This is a genomic window from Streptomyces sp. NBC_00028 (genome assembly GCF_045041065.1).
Classification (GTDB): Bacteria; Actinomycetota; Actinomycetes; order Streptomycetales; family Streptomycetaceae; genus Streptomyces.
Window position 1 is genome coordinate 2,853,696 of sequence record NZ_CP108293.1, and the last position, 16,397, is coordinate 2,870,092.

The 16,397-nt window shown below is 68.8% G+C and carries 11 protein-coding genes; 4 read left to right on the plus strand and 7 right to left on the minus strand.

All coding sequences use genetic code 11. From position 1 onward, the window contains the following. Nucleotides 1-3: 3 nt before the first annotated feature. Nucleotides 4-480, minus strand: coding sequence for a hypothetical protein (locus OG885_RS12465; protein ID WP_405730368.1), 477 nt, complete (start codon nt 478-480; stop codon nt 4-6). 272 nt (nt 481-752) lie between these two features. Here OG885_RS12465 and OG885_RS12470 point away from each other — a divergent pair, with 272 nt between their 5' ends. After that, nucleotides 753-2,918 carry an alpha-galactosidase gene (locus tag OG885_RS12470; protein WP_405730370.1) on the plus strand — a complete coding sequence of 722 codons (2,166 nt, stop codon included), beginning with the start codon at nt 753-755 and terminating at the stop codon, nt 2,916-2,918. 82 nt (nt 2,919-3,000) lie between these two features. Here the strand turns inward: OG885_RS12470 and OG885_RS12475 are convergent, their stop codons facing one another. The 6 genes from OG885_RS12475 to OG885_RS12500 are packed head-to-tail and all read right to left on the minus strand — an operon-like array spanning nt 3,001 to nt 10,655. Beyond that, complete coding sequence (locus OG885_RS12475; RefSeq protein WP_405730372.1) at nt 3,001-5,127, minus strand: alpha-galactosidase; 2,127 nt, start codon at nt 5,125-5,127, stop codon at nt 3,001-3,003. A 3-nt stretch (nt 5,128-5,130) separates the two neighbouring features. Continuing rightward, nucleotides 5,131-6,024: an ABC transporter ATP-binding protein gene (locus OG885_RS12480; protein ID WP_386749188.1), complete on the minus strand. Its 894-nt coding sequence runs from the start codon at nt 6,022-6,024 to the stop codon at nt 5,131-5,133. After that, entirely contained in the window at nt 6,021-6,923 is a 903-nt protein-coding gene (locus tag OG885_RS12485; protein ID WP_386649572.1) for an ABC transporter ATP-binding protein, read from the minus strand. The genes OG885_RS12480 and OG885_RS12485 overlap by 4 nt, the downstream gene beginning before the upstream one ends. Further along, on the minus strand, nt 6,920-7,915 hold the full coding sequence (locus OG885_RS12490) for an ABC transporter permease (protein ID WP_405730375.1): 996 nt from the start codon (nt 7,913-7,915) through the stop codon (nt 6,920-6,922). Before OG885_RS12490 ends, OG885_RS12485 begins: the two co-directional genes overlap by 4 nt. Nucleotides 7,916-7,924: 9 nt before the next feature. Continuing rightward, complete coding sequence (locus OG885_RS12495) at nt 7,925-8,914, minus strand: ABC transporter permease (protein WP_405730377.1); 990 nt, start codon at nt 8,912-8,914, stop codon at nt 7,925-7,927. 58 nt (nt 8,915-8,972) lie between these two features. Continuing rightward, nucleotides 8,973-10,655, minus strand: coding sequence for an ABC transporter substrate-binding protein (locus OG885_RS12500; RefSeq protein WP_405730379.1), 1,683 nt, complete (start codon nt 10,653-10,655; stop codon nt 8,973-8,975). Between the two features lie 354 nt (nt 10,656-11,009). Here OG885_RS12500 and OG885_RS12505 point away from each other — a divergent pair, with 354 nt between their 5' ends. The 3 genes from OG885_RS12505 (at nt 11,010) to OG885_RS12515 (ending at nt 15,912) form a co-directional block, all read left to right on the plus strand. Further along, nucleotides 11,010-12,296 carry an ROK family transcriptional regulator gene (locus OG885_RS12505; RefSeq protein WP_386749180.1) on the plus strand — a complete coding sequence of 429 codons (1,287 nt, stop codon included), beginning with the start codon at nt 11,010-11,012 and terminating at the stop codon, nt 12,294-12,296. A gap of 471 nt (nt 12,297-12,767) precedes the next feature. Then, a complete protein-coding gene (locus tag OG885_RS12510) occupies nt 12,768-13,739 on the plus strand; it encodes an ROK family protein (protein WP_405730381.1) in 972 nt (323 codons plus the stop codon). 103 nt (nt 13,740-13,842) lie between these two features. Beyond that, nucleotides 13,843-15,912 (plus strand): glycosyl hydrolase, encoded by a 2,070-nt coding sequence (locus OG885_RS12515; RefSeq protein ID WP_405730383.1) that lies wholly within the window; start codon nt 13,843-13,845, stop codon nt 15,910-15,912. Nucleotides 15,913-16,397 lie beyond the last annotated feature (485 nt).

The window sequence follows — 16,397 nt, forward strand, 5'->3', positions numbered from 1 at the left end:
GCGCTACCAGGAACCGGCCGACCGTGGACGTGGGGTATGCGCCGAGGAGGACGGTTCGGGCGCCCGGTCGCGTACGCCCTTCAGACACAGCAGGAGCGGCAGGCCGGCCGCGGCGAAACCGAGGAAGACCTCCGGGTAATGGGCGGAGCCGACCGCGCCGATCAGCATCGGGCCGAGAATCGCACCGGCCCCGAAGTGCGCGTTGAGGATATTCAGCAGGGCGGTCGAGCGGCGCCCGAAACCGACCGCGAACAACTGGATGAGGCCGTAGCCGATACCGCCGAAGCCGAGGCCGGCGAGCAGCGCCGCGGCCAGGGCGGGGCCAGGGCGGCGCGAGTGCGACGCCTGCGGCCCCGACCGCCATCGGCACGTACGAACTGGCGAGGATCTGCCGGTTGCCGAGCCTTCGGAGGAGCCGGTCGAAGAGCAGCACCCCGGCGACACCGCCGACGAAGTGGGTGCCCAGTCCGAGACCCCCACCCGACGGGGAGAGCCGAGCTCCTCACGGAAGGCCGGGATCGCCGGACCGTACAGAGCCTGCAGCGCGTCGGTGAGGACGAAGCCGACGCGCGACGCGACGACGACGGCGTCGTTGAAAAGCGGCGCGGGGTAACCGATCGAGCATGCCGGGCTCTGGTGCCCTCACGGCGTGGGCATTAGGCTCCAGCAGTGTTACGTCGCCAACTTAAGTAAGTCACGAGGCATCGACACCCCACTGCGAGGAAGCACCGACTGTGTCAGCTCAATCCCTCATGCCCAGCCCTGACCTGGTTCACCTGCACGCCGCAGGCACCGCCCTCGTCCTGGACCTGTCGGCGGACACCCTCCCCCGCATCCTGCACTGGGGGGCCGACCTGGGAGAACTCTCTGCCACCCATCTCCACTCGCTCCGGCTCGCCGCACAGCGCCAGCCGATCGGCTTCTCCGTGGACCGGCCCGTCGAAGTCTCCGTTCTGCCCGAGCAGTCTGCAGGCTGGCTGGGCACTCCGGGCCTGGTGGGCCACCGCGGCGGAGCGGACTTCTCGTCAGCCTTCCGTGTCACCGGCACCGAACTCACGGCCGGCGAAGGCCCCCGCGGGAACCGGCCCGGCACCGTCGTCGTGCACGCGCGGGACGCTGTGGCAGCCCTCGATCTGACGCTGACCATCGAGCTGACCCCCGAAGGGCTGGTGCGCCAGCGCGCCACCGTGGCCAACCGCGCGGACACCCCGTTCGCCGTGGACGCGGTCAACCTCACCCTCCCCGTGCCGCCCGCGGCCGTGGAACTCCTCGACTTCACCGGCCACCACCTGCGTGAACGCAGCCCGCAGCGCACCGCTTTCACCCAGGGCCTCCGGGTCCGCGAGAACCGTACGGGCCGCACCGGTTTCGACTCTGCGTACCTGCTCGCGGCCGGCACCCAGGGCTTCGGCAACCGCAGCGGCGAGGTGTGGGCCGTGCACACGGCCTGGTCCGGCAACCACCGCACCTTCGCAGAGCGCACCTTCCACTCCGTGGCGCTGCTCGGCTCCGGGGAACTGCTCCTCTCCGGCGAGATGCTGCTCGGCGCCGGCGACAGCTACACCACGCCCTGGCAGTACGGCGCCTACGGGCACGGCCTGGACGAGGTGTCGGCCCGCTTCCACCGCCATCTGCGGGCCCGCCCGCACCACCCGTCCTCGCCCCGCCCTGTGGTCGTCAACACCTGGGAAGCGGTCTACTTCGACCAGGACCTGGACCGGCTCAAGCAGCTCGCGGACGCGGCGGCGGCGGTGGGCGCGGAACGGTTCGTGCTCGACGACGGCTGGTTCGGCGCACGCCGTGACGACCGGCGGGCACTTGGTGACTGGTACGTCTCCGACGAGATGTGGCCCAAGGGGCTCGGCCCGCTGACGGACCATGTCACGGCGCTCGGCATGGAGTTCGGGCTCTGGGTGGAGCCGGAGATGATCAACGAGGACTCCGACCTAGCCCGTGCGCACCCCGACTGGATCATGGCGCCCGGCAACCGCCTGCCGGGCGCCGCCCGCAACCAGCAGGTCCTCGATCTCGCCCGGCCCGAGGCGTACGCGTACATCCTCGACCGCTTGGACAGCCTCCTGACGGAGTACCCCATTGCGTACCTGAAGTGGGACCACAACCGGGATCTCGTCGAGGCCGGACACCAGCCAACCGGACGGGCCGGTGTCCACGACCAGACACTGGCCGTCTACAGGCTCCTCGACGAACTGCGGTCGCGGCACCCGGGCGTGGAGATCGAGTCCTGTTCGTCGGGCGGCGGCCGCGTGGACCTCGGGATCTTGGAGCGCACGGACCGGGTGTGGGTGTCCGACTGCATCGACGCGCTGGAGCGGCAGCAGATCCAGCGGTGGACCAACGTGCTGGTGCCGCTGGAGTTGATGGGGACGCACGTCGGTTCGCCGGTATCCCACACCACGGGCCGCAGCCATCCGCTCGACTTCCGGGCCGGCACCGCGCTGTTCGGCCACTTCGGTATCGAGTGGGACCTGACCTCCGCCGCGCCGGAGGATCTGGAGCGCCTGAAGCAGTGGGTGGCTCTGTACAAGGAACTGCGCCCGCTGCTGCACTCAGGGACGGCTGTGCACGCCGACCACGCCGACCCCGCGTACCAGGTGCACGGCGTGGTCGCCGAAGACCGGTCGGAGGCCGTCTACGCGCTGGTCGCCACCAGCACGTCCGAGCTCTACCCCACCGGCGCGATGCGGCTGCCCGGCCTCGACCCGGACACCGTCTACCACGTACGCCCCCAGGCTCCGGGCGACATCCCGGACGGCAACGCACACCACTGGGGACTGCACCTGCCGTGGTGGACGAAGGAGGGCGTCGAACTTCCCGGAGCCGCACTCGCGGAGGCCGGACTGCAGGCGCCGGCGCTGCATCCGGAGCGGCTGGTGCTACTGCGGGTGACACGCGTGTGATCCCCGCAAGCTGACAAGCCCCGACACAAGGCCGGGGCCCACCGACCGTGTGTCGGCGGGCCCCGGCCTTGTCGTGGTTGCGCTACGTGCTTGAGTCGAGCCGCACCACACATGCCGTCGGCCCCTGCGTCCCACTGTCGAGCCGGAGCTCGCCGCGCTCAGCGTCCCAGTGCACGCTCCAGCCCTTCGCCGCCGCGGGGAAGACGACCTCCGGCCGAGCCTCCCGGCCACGCAGGTGCGGGACCGGCAGCAGGACGTGGTCCGGGGCGTCGGGCATCCGCCACACCGTCAGCAGGGTCTCGTGCGGGGAGGTGGCGGAGCGCAGGCCGGTGGCGATCCACGCACCGTCGGTACCGGTCAGGCCCAGTGGCCAGAACGGCAGGGCGGACGCCACGAACGGCAGCACCTTGCGGTGCACGGCCACCGCCTCACGCACCAGGTCCAGTTGCTCCTGGGTCATCCGGTTCAGGTGGCCGGAGAGGTACAGCCTGCCCAGCACACCGGTGGCCAGCGTGAACGCCGCCTCGTCGGGACGCATCTCGGGCTGCGCGTAGGCCCAGTTGCCGCACTGCTCGGGCAGGACCGAGGCCGGCGCGGCTGCCGCGATCGGCGGATACAGGAGCGGATTCTGCTGGTCGGAGGTCGACTGAAGGTGCAGCCGGGACAACAGCGCGTAGTCCATCCGCATCGCCCCGGACGCGCAGTTCTCGATCAACAGTCCTGGGTGACGGTCCAGCAGGGCGTCGAGCCAGTCCAGATGGGCCCGGTTGTGGTCAAGCAGTCCCGCGCCAGGAGCGAGGCCGCCGAGGTCGGTGCCCGGGCCCGGCATGATGTTGTAGTCGAACTTGAAGTAGCCGACGCCGAGCTCGGCCACCAGGCGGTCCACGACGTCGTCCAGGTGGGTGCGGGCCGCAGGGTGCCGCAGGTCCAGGTGATGGCGGCCGTGTTCGGTGACCCGTGTGCCGCCGCGCTGGAAGAACGCCTCGTCGGGCAGGGTGCGGGCCAGCGGGGAGCGGACCCCGATCACCTCCGGTTCGAGCCAGATGCCCGGCACCATACGGCGTTCCCGGATACGGTCCATGACCTCGACGAGCCCGCCGGGAAAACGCGTTGTCGACGGGCGCCACTCCCCCACGCTGTCCCACCAGCCGCCGTCCTCGTCGTACCAGCCCGCGTCCACGCAGAAGATGTCGGCGCCCGCCGATGCGGCGGCGTCGATCAACGGCAGCAGTCGCGCCGTGGTCGGATCGCCCATCAACGTGTTCATGTAGTCGTTGAAGACGACGGGTAGGAGAGCCGGACGGGTGCGCAGCAGGGTGCGGCGCTGCAGGGTCAGAGCAGCAATGGCCTCATCCACTCCGCCTGCCGCCACGGCGAGCGACACCGGGACCGTGGTGAACCCATGACCGGGTCGGAGATCGGTGGACCACTGGTGTTCGGTGTCGGTGGGACCGAGCAGGGCAAGGTAGGCACCGTGCCGGCGCTCGCCGACTTCCCAGTGCCAGGCCCCGTTGTGCTCGATCTGCCAGGCCAGCGCCCAGGAGTCGTCGCGGGCCACCAGGGCGCCGGTGGGCAGGTGTTCCCCGGTGGACCACGAGCTGCGTGAGGTCAGCCCGAAGCGGCTGCGGGGTGCGTGGTGGTGCACCTCGGGGTCCATCACGGCGAGGCCGACGCACCTCAACGGCGTGCGGTGCCAGCGCGATTCGGCGACCCAGTCACTGTCGCCGTACACGAGATCGAAGTCGTCGACCCCCAGCCCGGCGTCGGTGAGGAAGGCGCCGGTGCATGCCGAGGTGACGGCCTGCACCGTGAGCGTCACACCATCGGTCGCCAGTTCGGTCCAGGTGTGGACCGCCGGGCTGCCCGGGGCCGCGCGGAAGACGCTGGTAGCGCTCAGGCCGGTGGCCGGGTCGCGCTGGGAGACCGTCAGTTCCGCACTGCCGTCGCCGCTCATGGTGCTGCTGTGGTCCACGTAGCGCAGGCGGGCGCCAACCGTGGTGTCGGCGTAGCGATGGCTGCCGGGGAACCGTCCCTGGCCGAGGAGCTGGACCTCGACCAGTGGGGCGGCATCCGCCAGAGAGGGCGGCGGAGCGGTGGCTGCGCCTGCGGGGCGCAGTGACAGCAGCCGGACCGGTCGGTCGGGGGCGATCCCGAGCATCAGCTCGGCGCCGCCACCCGCCCAGGTCAGCAGGTCGTCCGTACTCGACATGTCTCACACCGCCACGGCGGCGTCTGCATCGATGTCGACCCAGCCGCCGGCCTCATGGTCGTACGTGAGGTGATCACGATCGGAGGTCGCCTTCGGCTCGGGGTCCGCCGTGAGAAGACGGCCGCGCAGATCGGGGTTGGGGGCCGCGTCGGCCAGGGTCTGGGTGTACGGGTGCTGCGGGGTGAGGATGACGTCGTCGGCCGGGCCGCGCTCGACGATCCGGCCGCGGTTCATCACCAGGATGCTGTCGGAGAAGTGCCGTGCCGTGGCCAGGTCGTGGGTGATGTACAGGACGGCGAGGTCGTCCTCCCGCTGCAGCCTCGCCAGGAGATTGAGAATGCCGAGGCGGCTGGACACGTCCAGCATGGAGACCGGCTCGTCGGCGACGATGACCCGCGCACCGGGCGCGAGAGCGCGGGCGATGGCGACACGCTGACGCTGTCCGCCCGAGAGTTCGTGCGGACGCCGGTCCATCAGGTCGACCGGCAGACTCACCCGCTCCAGGAGCTGCGCCGCGTTCTCCCTGACCTCCTCGCGCCCCTTCGCTCGGCCGTGCAGTATCAGAGGGCGGGCCAAATGGTGCTCGATGCTGTGGAACGGGTTGAGCGAGGCGAACGGGTCCTGGAAAACCATCTGGACGTGGTCGCGATAGTGGCGGTCCTCGACCCTCGCCCCGTCAGGGCCTACGGCGGCGATCGTGCCGGACGAGGGCTTCTCCAGCCGGGCGATCATGCGGGCGACCGTGGACTTGCCGGAGCCGGAGGCACCGACCAGGGCCACGGTGCGTCCGGGCGCGAGGGTGAAGCCGACACGGTGGACGGCGCGCATCCGGGTCCGGCGCAACCCGGACCTGAGCGTGAAGTCCTTGACGAGATCCCGTACTTCCAGCGTGGTCATCCAAGGCTCCCGGTGGTGGTCGCGTCGCGCTGCACGAAAGCACCCCGTTCGCCCGTCAACCGCGGGAAGGAATCGAGGAGTCGGCGCGTGTATGGGTGCTGCGGCCGGTGGTAAATCGTTTCGGCCTCCTCGTACTCGACGATCTCGCCGCGCAGCATCACCGCGATGCGGTCGCTGAGTTCGAGCAGCAGCGGTAGGTCGTGGGTGATGAAGATGACGGCGAATCCCAACTCGTCGCGCAGGCGCAGGATCTCGCGCAGGATTCCGCGTTGCACCAGGACATCGAGGGCGGTGGTGGGCTCGTCCATGATCATGACCTGCGGGTCGAGCAGCAGGGCCATGGCGATCATCACGCGCTGCCGCATGCCGCCGGATAGTTCGTGCGGATACGAGTCCATCCGGCGGGGCTCGACACCGACGAGTTCCAGCACCTCCGCGCAGCGCGCCCGGCGGTCCTGCTTGGACATGTCGGGGCGGTGCGTGGTGAGGACGTCGTCCAGCTGTGCGCGTACGGAGGTGACGGGGTTGAGGGCGTTCATCGCCCCCTGGAACACCATCGAAAGCTTCGACCAGCGGAACGCGCGCAGTTCCTCACGGCGCAACGCCAGCAGGTCCAGGTCCTCCCCGTCGCGGTCGTGGAAGGTGACCGATCCGGAGGAGACGTCGGCCGGCCACTCGTGGAGGCGGTTGATCGCGTACGCGAGGGTGCTCTTGCCACAGCCCGACTCGCCGGCGAGGCCGAGGATCTCGCCCCGGTGCAGGGTGAGGGAAACGTCCTTGACGGCGTGCACGGGCGGATCGCTCTGGTACACGACGTTCAAGTCCCGCACCGTCAGGACTGGCTCCCGGGCGGCGTTCTCGGTTGCCGGAGCGGCGTCCGGCGACAGGTTGGCGGTCATGCGGCGGTGCTCCTGACAGCGGAGGTCCGGCTCTTTCGGGAAGCCGCGCGCTTGCGGCCGACGCGGCGCAGTCGCGGGTTGATGATCTCGTCGAGGCTGAGGTTGATCAGCGCGAGGCCGCAGCCGAAGGCGGCGATGATCAGGCCGGGTGGCACGAACCACCACCACGCCTCCCGCTGCAGCGCGAAGCCGTTCTGCGCGAAGTACAGCATCGTGCCCAGCGTGGAGGAGTTGGAGGCGCCGAGTCCCAGGAAGGACAGGCCGGCCTCGCTGAGGATGGCGGCGATCACCGCGAAGACGAACTGCGAGGCCAGCACCGGCAGCAGGTTCGGCAGGATCTCGACGCAGATGACCCGCCAGGGCTTCTCTCCGGCGACCTTGGACGCGGCCACATAGTCGCGGTTGCGTACGGAGAGGGTCTGGGCGCGCAGCACGCGCGCGGAGGCCGCCCAGCCGGTGACGGCGAGGACGAGGGCGATGGTCCACGATCCACGCTGCTCGGCGGGGACGAACCCGGAGATGACGATGACCAGTGGCAGGCCGGGGATGACCAGCATGACGTTGGAGAACAGCGAGAACGCCTCGTCGAGGATGCCGCCCGCGTAGGCGCCGATCACTCCGAAAAGGGCGGACAGGGCGGTGGCCATGACGCCGACGAGGAGCCCGATCTGAAGCGATCCACGGGTGGCGTGGGTGAGTTGGTCGAGGACGTCCTGGCCGGTCTGGGTGGTGCCGAGCCAGTGGTCGCTGCTGGGTGAGGTGAGGCCGATGTTGCGGATGGTGTCAGGGTTGCCGGCGAGCAGCGGTCCGACCAGGCCGAACAGGGCGATGACCACCACCAGGCCGAGCCCGATCGCCAGCTTCGGCGACCAGGTGGGGAGCATGGCCCGCCAACCGGTGCGCCGAGTGGAAGCGGGGGCGGACGCGGCGCCGGGTTCGGCGCCCGGGGGCAGTTCCTCCAGCCCGTTGGAGGGGGGAATGACACTCGTCATGAAGGGTCCTCAGTTGCTCGCTCGGGTACGGGGGTCGATCAGCCCGTACAGCAGGTCCACGATCAGGTTGGCCCCCAGGACCGCGATGGTGATGACCAGGAAGATGCCCTGCATCAACGCGTAGTCGTTGTTCTCGACGGCCTGCAGCAGACGGCCGCCGATGCCGGGGTAGGAGAAGACCTGCTCGGTGATGACGGAGCCCGACACCACGAAGCCGAGCGAGGTCGCGAACCCCGCCACCGAGGGAAGGGCCGCGTTGCGTGCGGCGTAGCGGATCATGACGCGGTTGCTGCGCAGACCCTTGGCCCGGGCCGTGAGGATGTAGTCCTCGGCCGCGGTAGAGACCATCATGTTGCGCATCCCGAGGAGCCATCCGCCCACGGACGAGATCACGATGGTGAGCGCGGGCAGGATGCCGTGATAGATGGCCGAGGAGATGAACGGCCAGTTCCAGCCCATGGCGAGGGACACGTCGTATCCGCCGAGCAGGGGGAACCACTGCAGGCCGGAGGAGAGCAGCGCCGCCAGGATGAGGGCCAGCCAGAAGTACGGCACGGCCGCGAGCACGGTGGTACTGGGGATGATCGAGTCCAGCCAGGTGCCGCGCTTCCAGCCCACCACCGTCCCGAGGGCGAGACCGAGGACGAAGGAGATCAGCGTCGCCATGCCGATCAGGACGATGGTCCAGGGCAGCGACTGCCCGATCACGTCCGACACCTTCGCGGGGTACGAGCTGACCGAGACGCCGAAGTCGCCGTGCAGCAGATTGCCCAGGTAGGAGACGTACTGCTGCACGAGTGAGTCGCTGTTGTCGGCCCCGAGGAGGAGTTCGTAGGCCCGGCGTGCCGAGGGGTCCACCGTGCCGCCGCGCTGTTGCAGCTTCGCCATCAGCGTGTCCACCGGGTTCCCCGGCATCATCCGCGGGATGAAGAAGTTGAGGGTGACGGCCGCCCACAGGGCGATGAGATAGAAACCGAGTTTGCGGGCGTAGTACCTCATCGCTCACTGCCGATCATGATGCGCTCCTCCTCGTCGGGCTTGTTCACGTCCCCCTGCCTCACTTGGCGGGCTTGAGGGTCATGTAGATCTGCGAGTAGTCGGGACGGCCCCAGACCGCGGGGAAGGCGTAGAGGTTGTCCTCGGAGGGCCAGCCGGTGAACTTGCGGGCGTTGTACTCACTCGTGGTGCCGCCGGTGAGGACCGGGATGTACGGCATCGACTTCTCGATCTCGGCCTGGACGGTGTCGTAGTACGGCTGCCGGGCGGCGGTGTCCTGCGGGTCGATGGCCTTCAGGGCGTTGAGGGCGTCGTCCACCTCGGCGTTCTTGAACCGGGCGAAGTTCGGGTTGGCCGTCTCGCCGACCGGTGCGGTGGTCTTCGAGGAGAAGAAGTAGCTGTACAGGTAGTACGGGTCGGGGGCGGGCCCCTGGTTCAGGGAGTCGATCAGCAGCTGGTACTGGCCACGGCCGCGGGCGTCCGACCACTCGTTCCATGACACCTGCTGGGCGGTGAGCTTGATGCCCGCCTTCTTCAGCTGCTCGGCCATCGTGTTGACGGCGGTGATGTAGTCGGTCCAGCCGGAGACGACCTTGACCGTGAGCGCCAGCTTCTTGCCGTCCTTGGCGTAGATGCCGTCGGAGCCCTTGGCGTAGCCGGCGCTCTTCAGCAGGTCGTCGGCCTTGTCCGTGCTCGGGTTCATCGGCGCGGTGCGATCGGTGAGCTTGGAGGACACGACCGCCTTGTCCCGCTCGGGCAGGGCGAAGCCGGGCGAGATCTCACTCGCGGTGTTCTCGAAGGCCAGAGCGTTGAGCTGGGTACGGTCCAGTGCGTAGTAGATGGCCTTGCGGACTGCCGGGTCGGTCTGCGGCCCTGAGCAGCCGAGTTCCGTGCTGGAGCAGGTGAACAGGGCCATCTGGTTCATCGGGACGGTGATGGCCTTGTAGCCCGGATAGTTCTTCTCGACGTTCTGGATGTCGGGCACGGGTCCGGTGAACCAGTCGATCTGTCCGGCCTTGAGGGCGTCGGCGGCCGACTGGTTGCCGGACAGCGCCACGAAGCGGACCTTCTTCAGGGCCGGGGCGCCCCCGTAGTAGTCCTCGTTGGCCTCGAGGGTGAACGCCTGCGGCTTGAACTCGGCCAGCTTGAAGGGGCCTGTGCCGACCGGCTCCTTCACCACGTCCTCGGCCGGCTTGGCCTTCTTCGACCAGATGTGCTTGGGCACGATCCAGGACTTGCCGAGGATCTGCGGGCCGTCACTGAAGGACGGCTTGTCGAAAGTGATCTTCACGTGCGTGGCGTCGACGGCCTTGGCGGTTCCGTTGTATCCTGCGCCGTTCATGCCGGGGTTCTTGCGGATCATGTCGAGGGTGAAGACGACGTCGTCCGCGGTGAACTGCTGCCCGTCGCTCCACTTGGCGTCCGACCGCAGGCTGATGGACAGCTCGGTGCCCTCCTTGTTCCACGAGAAGGCCGTGCCCAGGCGGGGCTTGGGCTGCTCCTTGCGCGCGATGTTGTAGAAGAACAGCGGCTCGAAGATGGTGCCGGGACCGTCGATCACGGTCGGCGAGTACGGGTTGAAGTTGATCTGGTAATCGCCGCTCTGACCGGTGTAGGCGACCAGCGTGTCGGAGCCGCCACCGCCGGCACCGCCCCCTCCGCCGCTGCAACCCGTGAGCACGAGGCCGAGGGCCATGGCCCCCGCGATGCTGACACGACGCGACTCACTACGAAACCTGGACATATTCAGCCACTCTCCCGAGGCGGTCCTTTGCCGGACGGGCGGGCCCCCGGAGCCGCCTCTCGGGCCGGGAACCATACTTGTGTGGCGAGATTGTTAAGCTGGCGAAGAAAGAAAGTCAACACATCGACGGGAAGTCGAGATGCTTTCGTTGGGCAGTCGCGCGACCCTGGAACCCGCTCGCCCTCCGCCACCGGTACGGCTTACGGCCTTCCGGTATCGCGACAGCACTGCTCACCGCGTGCGGCCATTGCTATGTTCGTGCTGCAAATAAACTGATCGACGCCGGGCTACCGGCTGAAGCGGAGCGCCCGCTGGGGCGCCGGGAGGATGTCGATGGGTGGGCCGGCAAGGGATATGCCCCATGCGACCAGCAGGGCCGCGGTGCTGGACGTCATCAGGGCGGCCGGAACCATCAGCCGCGTCCGGTTGATCAAGGCGACGGGATTCACGGGCGCCACGATCTCGACCGTGGTGCGGCGCCTCATCGACGACGGACTGGTGACCGAGGTGGGTCGATCGGAATCCACCGGAGGCAAACCACGGACCCTGCTGGCCCTCAACCAGAGTTCGCGCTACGCGGTCGGTGTCCATCTGGACCACTCGGGAATCACCTACGCGCTGACCGACCTGGGCGGCTCGATGGTGGCCCGGATGTCCAGGGCCGGCGCGGGAACGGACGACCCCCCCGCTGTGGTGGCCCGCATGGCGGACGAGGTGAACAAGCTCATCCAGGGTGTGGGCATCAGGCGTGAACTGGTCCTCGGCCTCGGGCTGGTGTCACCCGGGCCACTCACACCGACCAGTGGCATGCTCCTGACACCCCCCACGATGCGGCACTGGGAGGAGTTCCCCCTCGACCAGGCGCTGGCCGAGGCCACCGGGCTGCCGGTTCTTCTGGAGAACGACGCCACCGCGGCAACCCTGGGCGAGCACTGGTCGGGCATGCTCCGTGGCACTCCGAGCTTCGCCGCCGTCTACATGGGTACCGGCATCGGCGCCGGACTCATGATCGACGGGGTCGTCTACCGCGGCCCCAGCGGCAATGCCGGCGAGATCGGCCACATGTGCCTCGACGTCGACGGCCCTGACTGCTGGTGCGGTGCGCGCGGGTGCACGGAAGCACTCGCCGGTCCGGCCGCCATCGTGACCCAGGCACGCGCCGACGCACGGATCGCCAGGGCCGCCGGGCTGACCCAGGGGCCCGGCGGACAGCGCCCCTCAGTGGCGGCCGATTTCGCGGCTGTCGCCCGGGCCGCCCGGCTCGGGGACGCCGGCGCCCGGAAACTCCTGGAGAACTCCGCACGCTGGCTCGCCCTCGCCACCCGAGCACTCGCCAATGTCATGGATCTGGAGACGGTCGTCCTCACCGGCCCCGGCCTGGCGGTCGCCGGTTCCATGTACCTGCCCGTGATCCAGGAGGAGTTGGACCGCACCTTCTTCGCCCGCGCCGCACATCCGGTCGTCACACGCCTGTCGGACTCGGCTGCCACCGCTCCCGCCATCGGAGCGGCCTCGATGGTGCTGCGGGCCGAACTGGTACCGCTGCGCCAAGGGAGCCTTCCCCTGCCGACCGCACTCGGCGAGCCGGACCCCGAAGTAGCGGTCAGCGCCACCGCGGACCGTACCCAGCCGGTGCCGTAGCGACAGAAAGTGCACCGCCCCGCCCCGGCGCGGTGTTTCGCACGCAGAGATCGACGGCCGCCCAGCCCTTCAGGTGCCGGGCGGCCGTCACTTTCGAGCCCGGCGCAGGGGTCGCGCGTCTACGCACGGGACGCAAGAACTTTAATCGGGAGCCGAACTTATTCCCTTGACCCTCTTGCCAGAGGTCGCCCGCGCTCCTAACGTCAAGCAGGCCGGCAGCCCTCGACATCCAAGCCGCCTGCACCTGCTTGCGGGCCTCGGCCCGCATCTTCCGTACGCCACCATGGCTCGTCATCGAGGCAGACAGCTCGGCTCCTGCCGGCTCGCACGCTGTCATCGAGCCGGAAAGGCACGCGCACGGAAAGTTCGGCTCGCACATTTACTGCCTGACACCGATGTCGAAGCTCGACACAGCGAGGCCCCGCCGGGCGGCGCCTCCCGCGGATCATGCGACGAAGGGACACGACAACCATGTACGGGGCTCTCGACATCGGAGGGACGAAGATCGCCGGCGCAGTGGTCAGTCAGGAAGGCCGGGTGCTCGCACGCGCCGAGAGACCGACGCCCGTCCACGACTCCGCGAGTACGGTCATGGCTGCGGTCACCGCCGTCCTGAACGAACTGTCCACGCAGCCGTCGTGGCGGTCCGTGTCCTGTTGGGGCATCGGGAGCGCCGGCCCGGTCGACACCGGCGCCGGTCGCGTCAGCCCCGTCAACATCCCCGCCTGGCGCGACTTTCCGCTGGTCGACAAGGTCGCAGCACACCCCGGCCTCCCCACCGGAAGACGGCCGATCCTCCTCGGTGACGCGGTCGCCATGACAGCGGCCGAACACTGGACGGGCGCCGCACGAGACGTCGCGAACGCACTGTGCATGGTGGTGTCCACCGGTGTCGGAGGCGGCCTCGTCCTTGACGGGCGTCTGCACACCGGAACCACCGGCAATGCCGGTCACATAGGCCACATCAGCGTGGACCTTGACGGGGAGCACTGTCCCTGCGGATCCCGGGGCTGCGTGGAACTGCTGGCCAGTGGTACCGCCATCGCGCGGCATGCCCTGGATGCGGGGTGGCTCCCCCCGTCGGGGACCGCGGCAACAGCAATGTCCGTCGCGGCCTCGGCGCGCGGCGGCAACGCCACCGCCCTCGCCGTGTTCGACCGGGCTGCACAGGCGCTGGCCGCCGGGATCGCCGCCACCGCCACCCTGGTGGAACTCGACCGCGTCGTCATCGGTGGCGGCGTCGCACAAGCCGGCGACGTGCTCTTCACTCCCCTGCGCCGCCATCTGGCGTCCTACGCGACCTTGAGCTTCACCCGCGGACTGGACATCGCCCCGTCACAGCACGCCATGGACGCCGGTCTCATCGGCGCCGCGGCAGCCGCGGCCTCCACGCTCCGGCCCGGGACGAGAGCTCCGCTCGAACTCCACCGCACCGCCGTCTGACCACCGTCTGACCCCAGTCGCGGCCTGGCCGACCGGGCCATGCCGATGAGCCACATCCATGCATCGGAGGTACTGCCCACAGATGCGATCACAGGAGAGGCACGTGAAGAACCCCCTCAGAGCCGACGGTGTCCGTCGACGGCTGACAGCGCTGACAGCGCTGACAGCAGTCTGCGCCCTCACCGTCGGCCTGTTCGCCACCGCCGCCACGGCGGCCCCGGCAGCGTCGGACCGCCATCGCCCCACGTCGCGTCCAGTGCACTTGACGGACTCACGGGCGACCGCCGAGACCCGCTCCTTGTTCTCCTACCTGCGAGACGGGCGCGGCAAGGGCATCCTGTTCGGCCACCAGCAGACCACCGAGTTCGGGGTCACGTTCGACAAGGCGGACGGGGTCGCGTCGGATGTACGGGCCGGAGTCGGCGACTACCCCGCCGTGTTCGGCTGGGACATGAGCGACCAGGGCTACGGGTCCTCTCCCGGCACACCGGACGAGAAGTTCACCACCTTCGTCGAACTGATCAAGGACGCCCACCGCACCGGGGCAATCAACACCATCAGCGCCCATATGAACAACTTCGTCACCGGCGGCAACTACGGTGACACCACCGGCAATGTGGTCCAGCGCATTCTGCCGGGCGGTGACCACAACGCCGAGTTCACCGCCTATCTCGACCGTGTCGCGCGGCTCGCGCATGCCATCAGGGACGACGAAGGCAACCCGATCCCGGTCGTCTTCCGTCCCTTCCACGAGAACAGCGGTTCCTGGTTCTGGTGGGGCGCCGCCCACGCCTCACCGTCCCAGTACATCGAGTTGTGGCGCTACACCGTCGAGTACCTTCGCGACACCAAGCACGTGCACAACTTCCTCTACGCGTACTCGCCCGGCGGCGGCTACGGCGGAAAGGACGACGTCTACCTGCGTACGTACCCGGGTGACAACTACGTCGACATCCTCGGCTACGACAACTACGACGGCACCGACGGCTCGCAGCAGTGGCGCAACGCCGTGGTCACCGACCTGGGCATGCTCGCCCGCATAGCGCAGGAGCGCGGCAAGGTGTCCGCGTTCACCGAGTTCGGCGAGAGCGGCGCCCTGAAGCCCAACGGCCAGAACGGCAACCTGAAGTGGTACACCCAGCTCCTCGACGCTCTCGCCGCGGATCCGGATGCCGCACGGACCTCGTACATGATGACGTGGACAAACTTCGGCACCGACCAGTTCTTCGTGCCGTACCCCGCGCTCGGATCCCTTCCGGAGCACGAACTTCTTTCGGACTTCCAGCAGTTCGCGGCCGACGAGGACTCACTCTTCAGCTCCGACCTCGATCGTCGGGACGTCTTCAACCGCAGGGTCCGCACCGAACGGCACGCCCCGTTCCTGCACGTCCCGTCCCCCACCGACGGTCAACGCGTCACCACGGCGACCACCACCGTCCGCGCCCGCGTCACGGACGCCCGCTCGCAGCGCGTCTACTTCACCGTCGGTGACGATCCGACGCGCCACCCACTGCGGCTCGACCCTACGACGGGCTACTACACCGGCACCTGGAACATCGGCGAGGAGAACCTCGACAACACCCTGACCACGCTCAAGGTACGAGCCATCCTGCCCGGCCACCGGACGCTCACCGTGGACCACCGCGTGGCCCTCGGCGAGAAGCCCCCGCTGCCCGCCGGTGTCGTGGACGACTTCGAGGGTTACGTCGACGACGCCGACCTGCGTACCGCGTACAGCCCGTACGGCACCAACACCATCTCCCTGTCGCAGGACGCGGTCGGCTCGGGCCGTAACGCCCTTCGGTTCGACTACGACTTCGGCTTCCAGAACTACACGGGAATCGGCAGGCGCCTCGAAGGTGACTGGTCCGAGTTCCACAAGCTTTCCTTGTGGCTCAAACCGGACGGCTCGCGCCACAAGCTGGTGCTCCAGCTCGTTGCCAACGGCGTCGCATACGAGGCGTACCCGTCCATGGCCGGCACCGAGAGCGGCGTGGTGGAGATCCCCTTTGCCGACTTCCGCCCGGCGCCCTGGGACACCGAGAACTCCGACCGGCGTCTCACCCCGGAGGACCTGGCCCACCTCTCGCAGTTCAACATCTTCCTCAACCAGTCCGACACCGGCACCACCACCGACGGCACCTTCTCCGTCGACGACATGCACGCGAGTTGATCTCAATCTCGTCCTGGCCGTAAGGCTGTCGGTTCGGCAGTCACCACATCAGCGACCTGAACCAGGCGGATCCAGAAGGCCAGCCCTCCAGCATGCCTCACGGCCGCGATGCCAAGTGGGAACGTCGCAGACCGCAGGGGGCTCTGTTGGCTTACGCACAGCCCGTGTCATGCCGCAGCTCTCAGTAAGTTCGTGAAAGCCGCCTCGTCACCCGATTCATCCCCGGTGCCGAGGCGGCTTTCGCTCTACTGACAGCGGCTGGCGGATCACGCCCGGGACCTGGCAGTGAGGATCGGGGAAGCCCTGGGGCTGCGGCGATAGGACAGCTGCCGGACGCAACCCACCTGGGTTGCACCCAGCGGGGCGCCCATCTGCATATACGGCTGCGGCAGGACACCAACGGAGCCCGGGCGAAGAGCGGCCGGTCACGCGTCGTGCACCGGGTTCACGAGCGTGGCCGGCGATACCGCGCCCACCGGCATGAG

Coding starts and splice junctions, on each gene's coding strand:
- OG885_RS12470 (WP_405730370.1), top strand. CDS start 753: ATGCCCAGCCCTGACCTGGTTCACCTGCACGCCGCAGGCACCGCCCTC.
- OG885_RS12475 (WP_405730372.1), bottom strand. CDS start 5,127: ATGTCGAGTACGGACGACCTGCTGACCTGGGCGGGTGGCGGCGCCGAG.
- OG885_RS12480 (WP_386749188.1), bottom strand. CDS start 6,024: ATGACCACGCTGGAAGTACGGGATCTCGTCAAGGACTTCACGCTCAGG.
- OG885_RS12485 (WP_386649572.1), bottom strand. CDS start 6,923: ATGACCGCCAACCTGTCGCCGGACGCCGCTCCGGCAACCGAGAACGCC.
- OG885_RS12490 (WP_405730375.1), bottom strand. CDS start 7,915: ATGACGAGTGTCATTCCCCCCTCCAACGGGCTGGAGGAACTGCCCCCG.
- OG885_RS12495 (WP_405730377.1), bottom strand. CDS start 8,914: ATGAGGTACTACGCCCGCAAACTCGGTTTCTATCTCATCGCCCTGTGG.
- OG885_RS12500 (WP_405730379.1), bottom strand. CDS start 10,655: ATGTCCAGGTTTCGTAGTGAGTCGCGTCGTGTCAGCATCGCGGGGGCC.
- OG885_RS12505 (WP_386749180.1), top strand. CDS start 11,010: ATGCCCCATGCGACCAGCAGGGCCGCGGTGCTGGACGTCATCAGGGCG.
- OG885_RS12510 (WP_405730381.1), top strand. CDS start 12,768: ATGTACGGGGCTCTCGACATCGGAGGGACGAAGATCGCCGGCGCAGTG.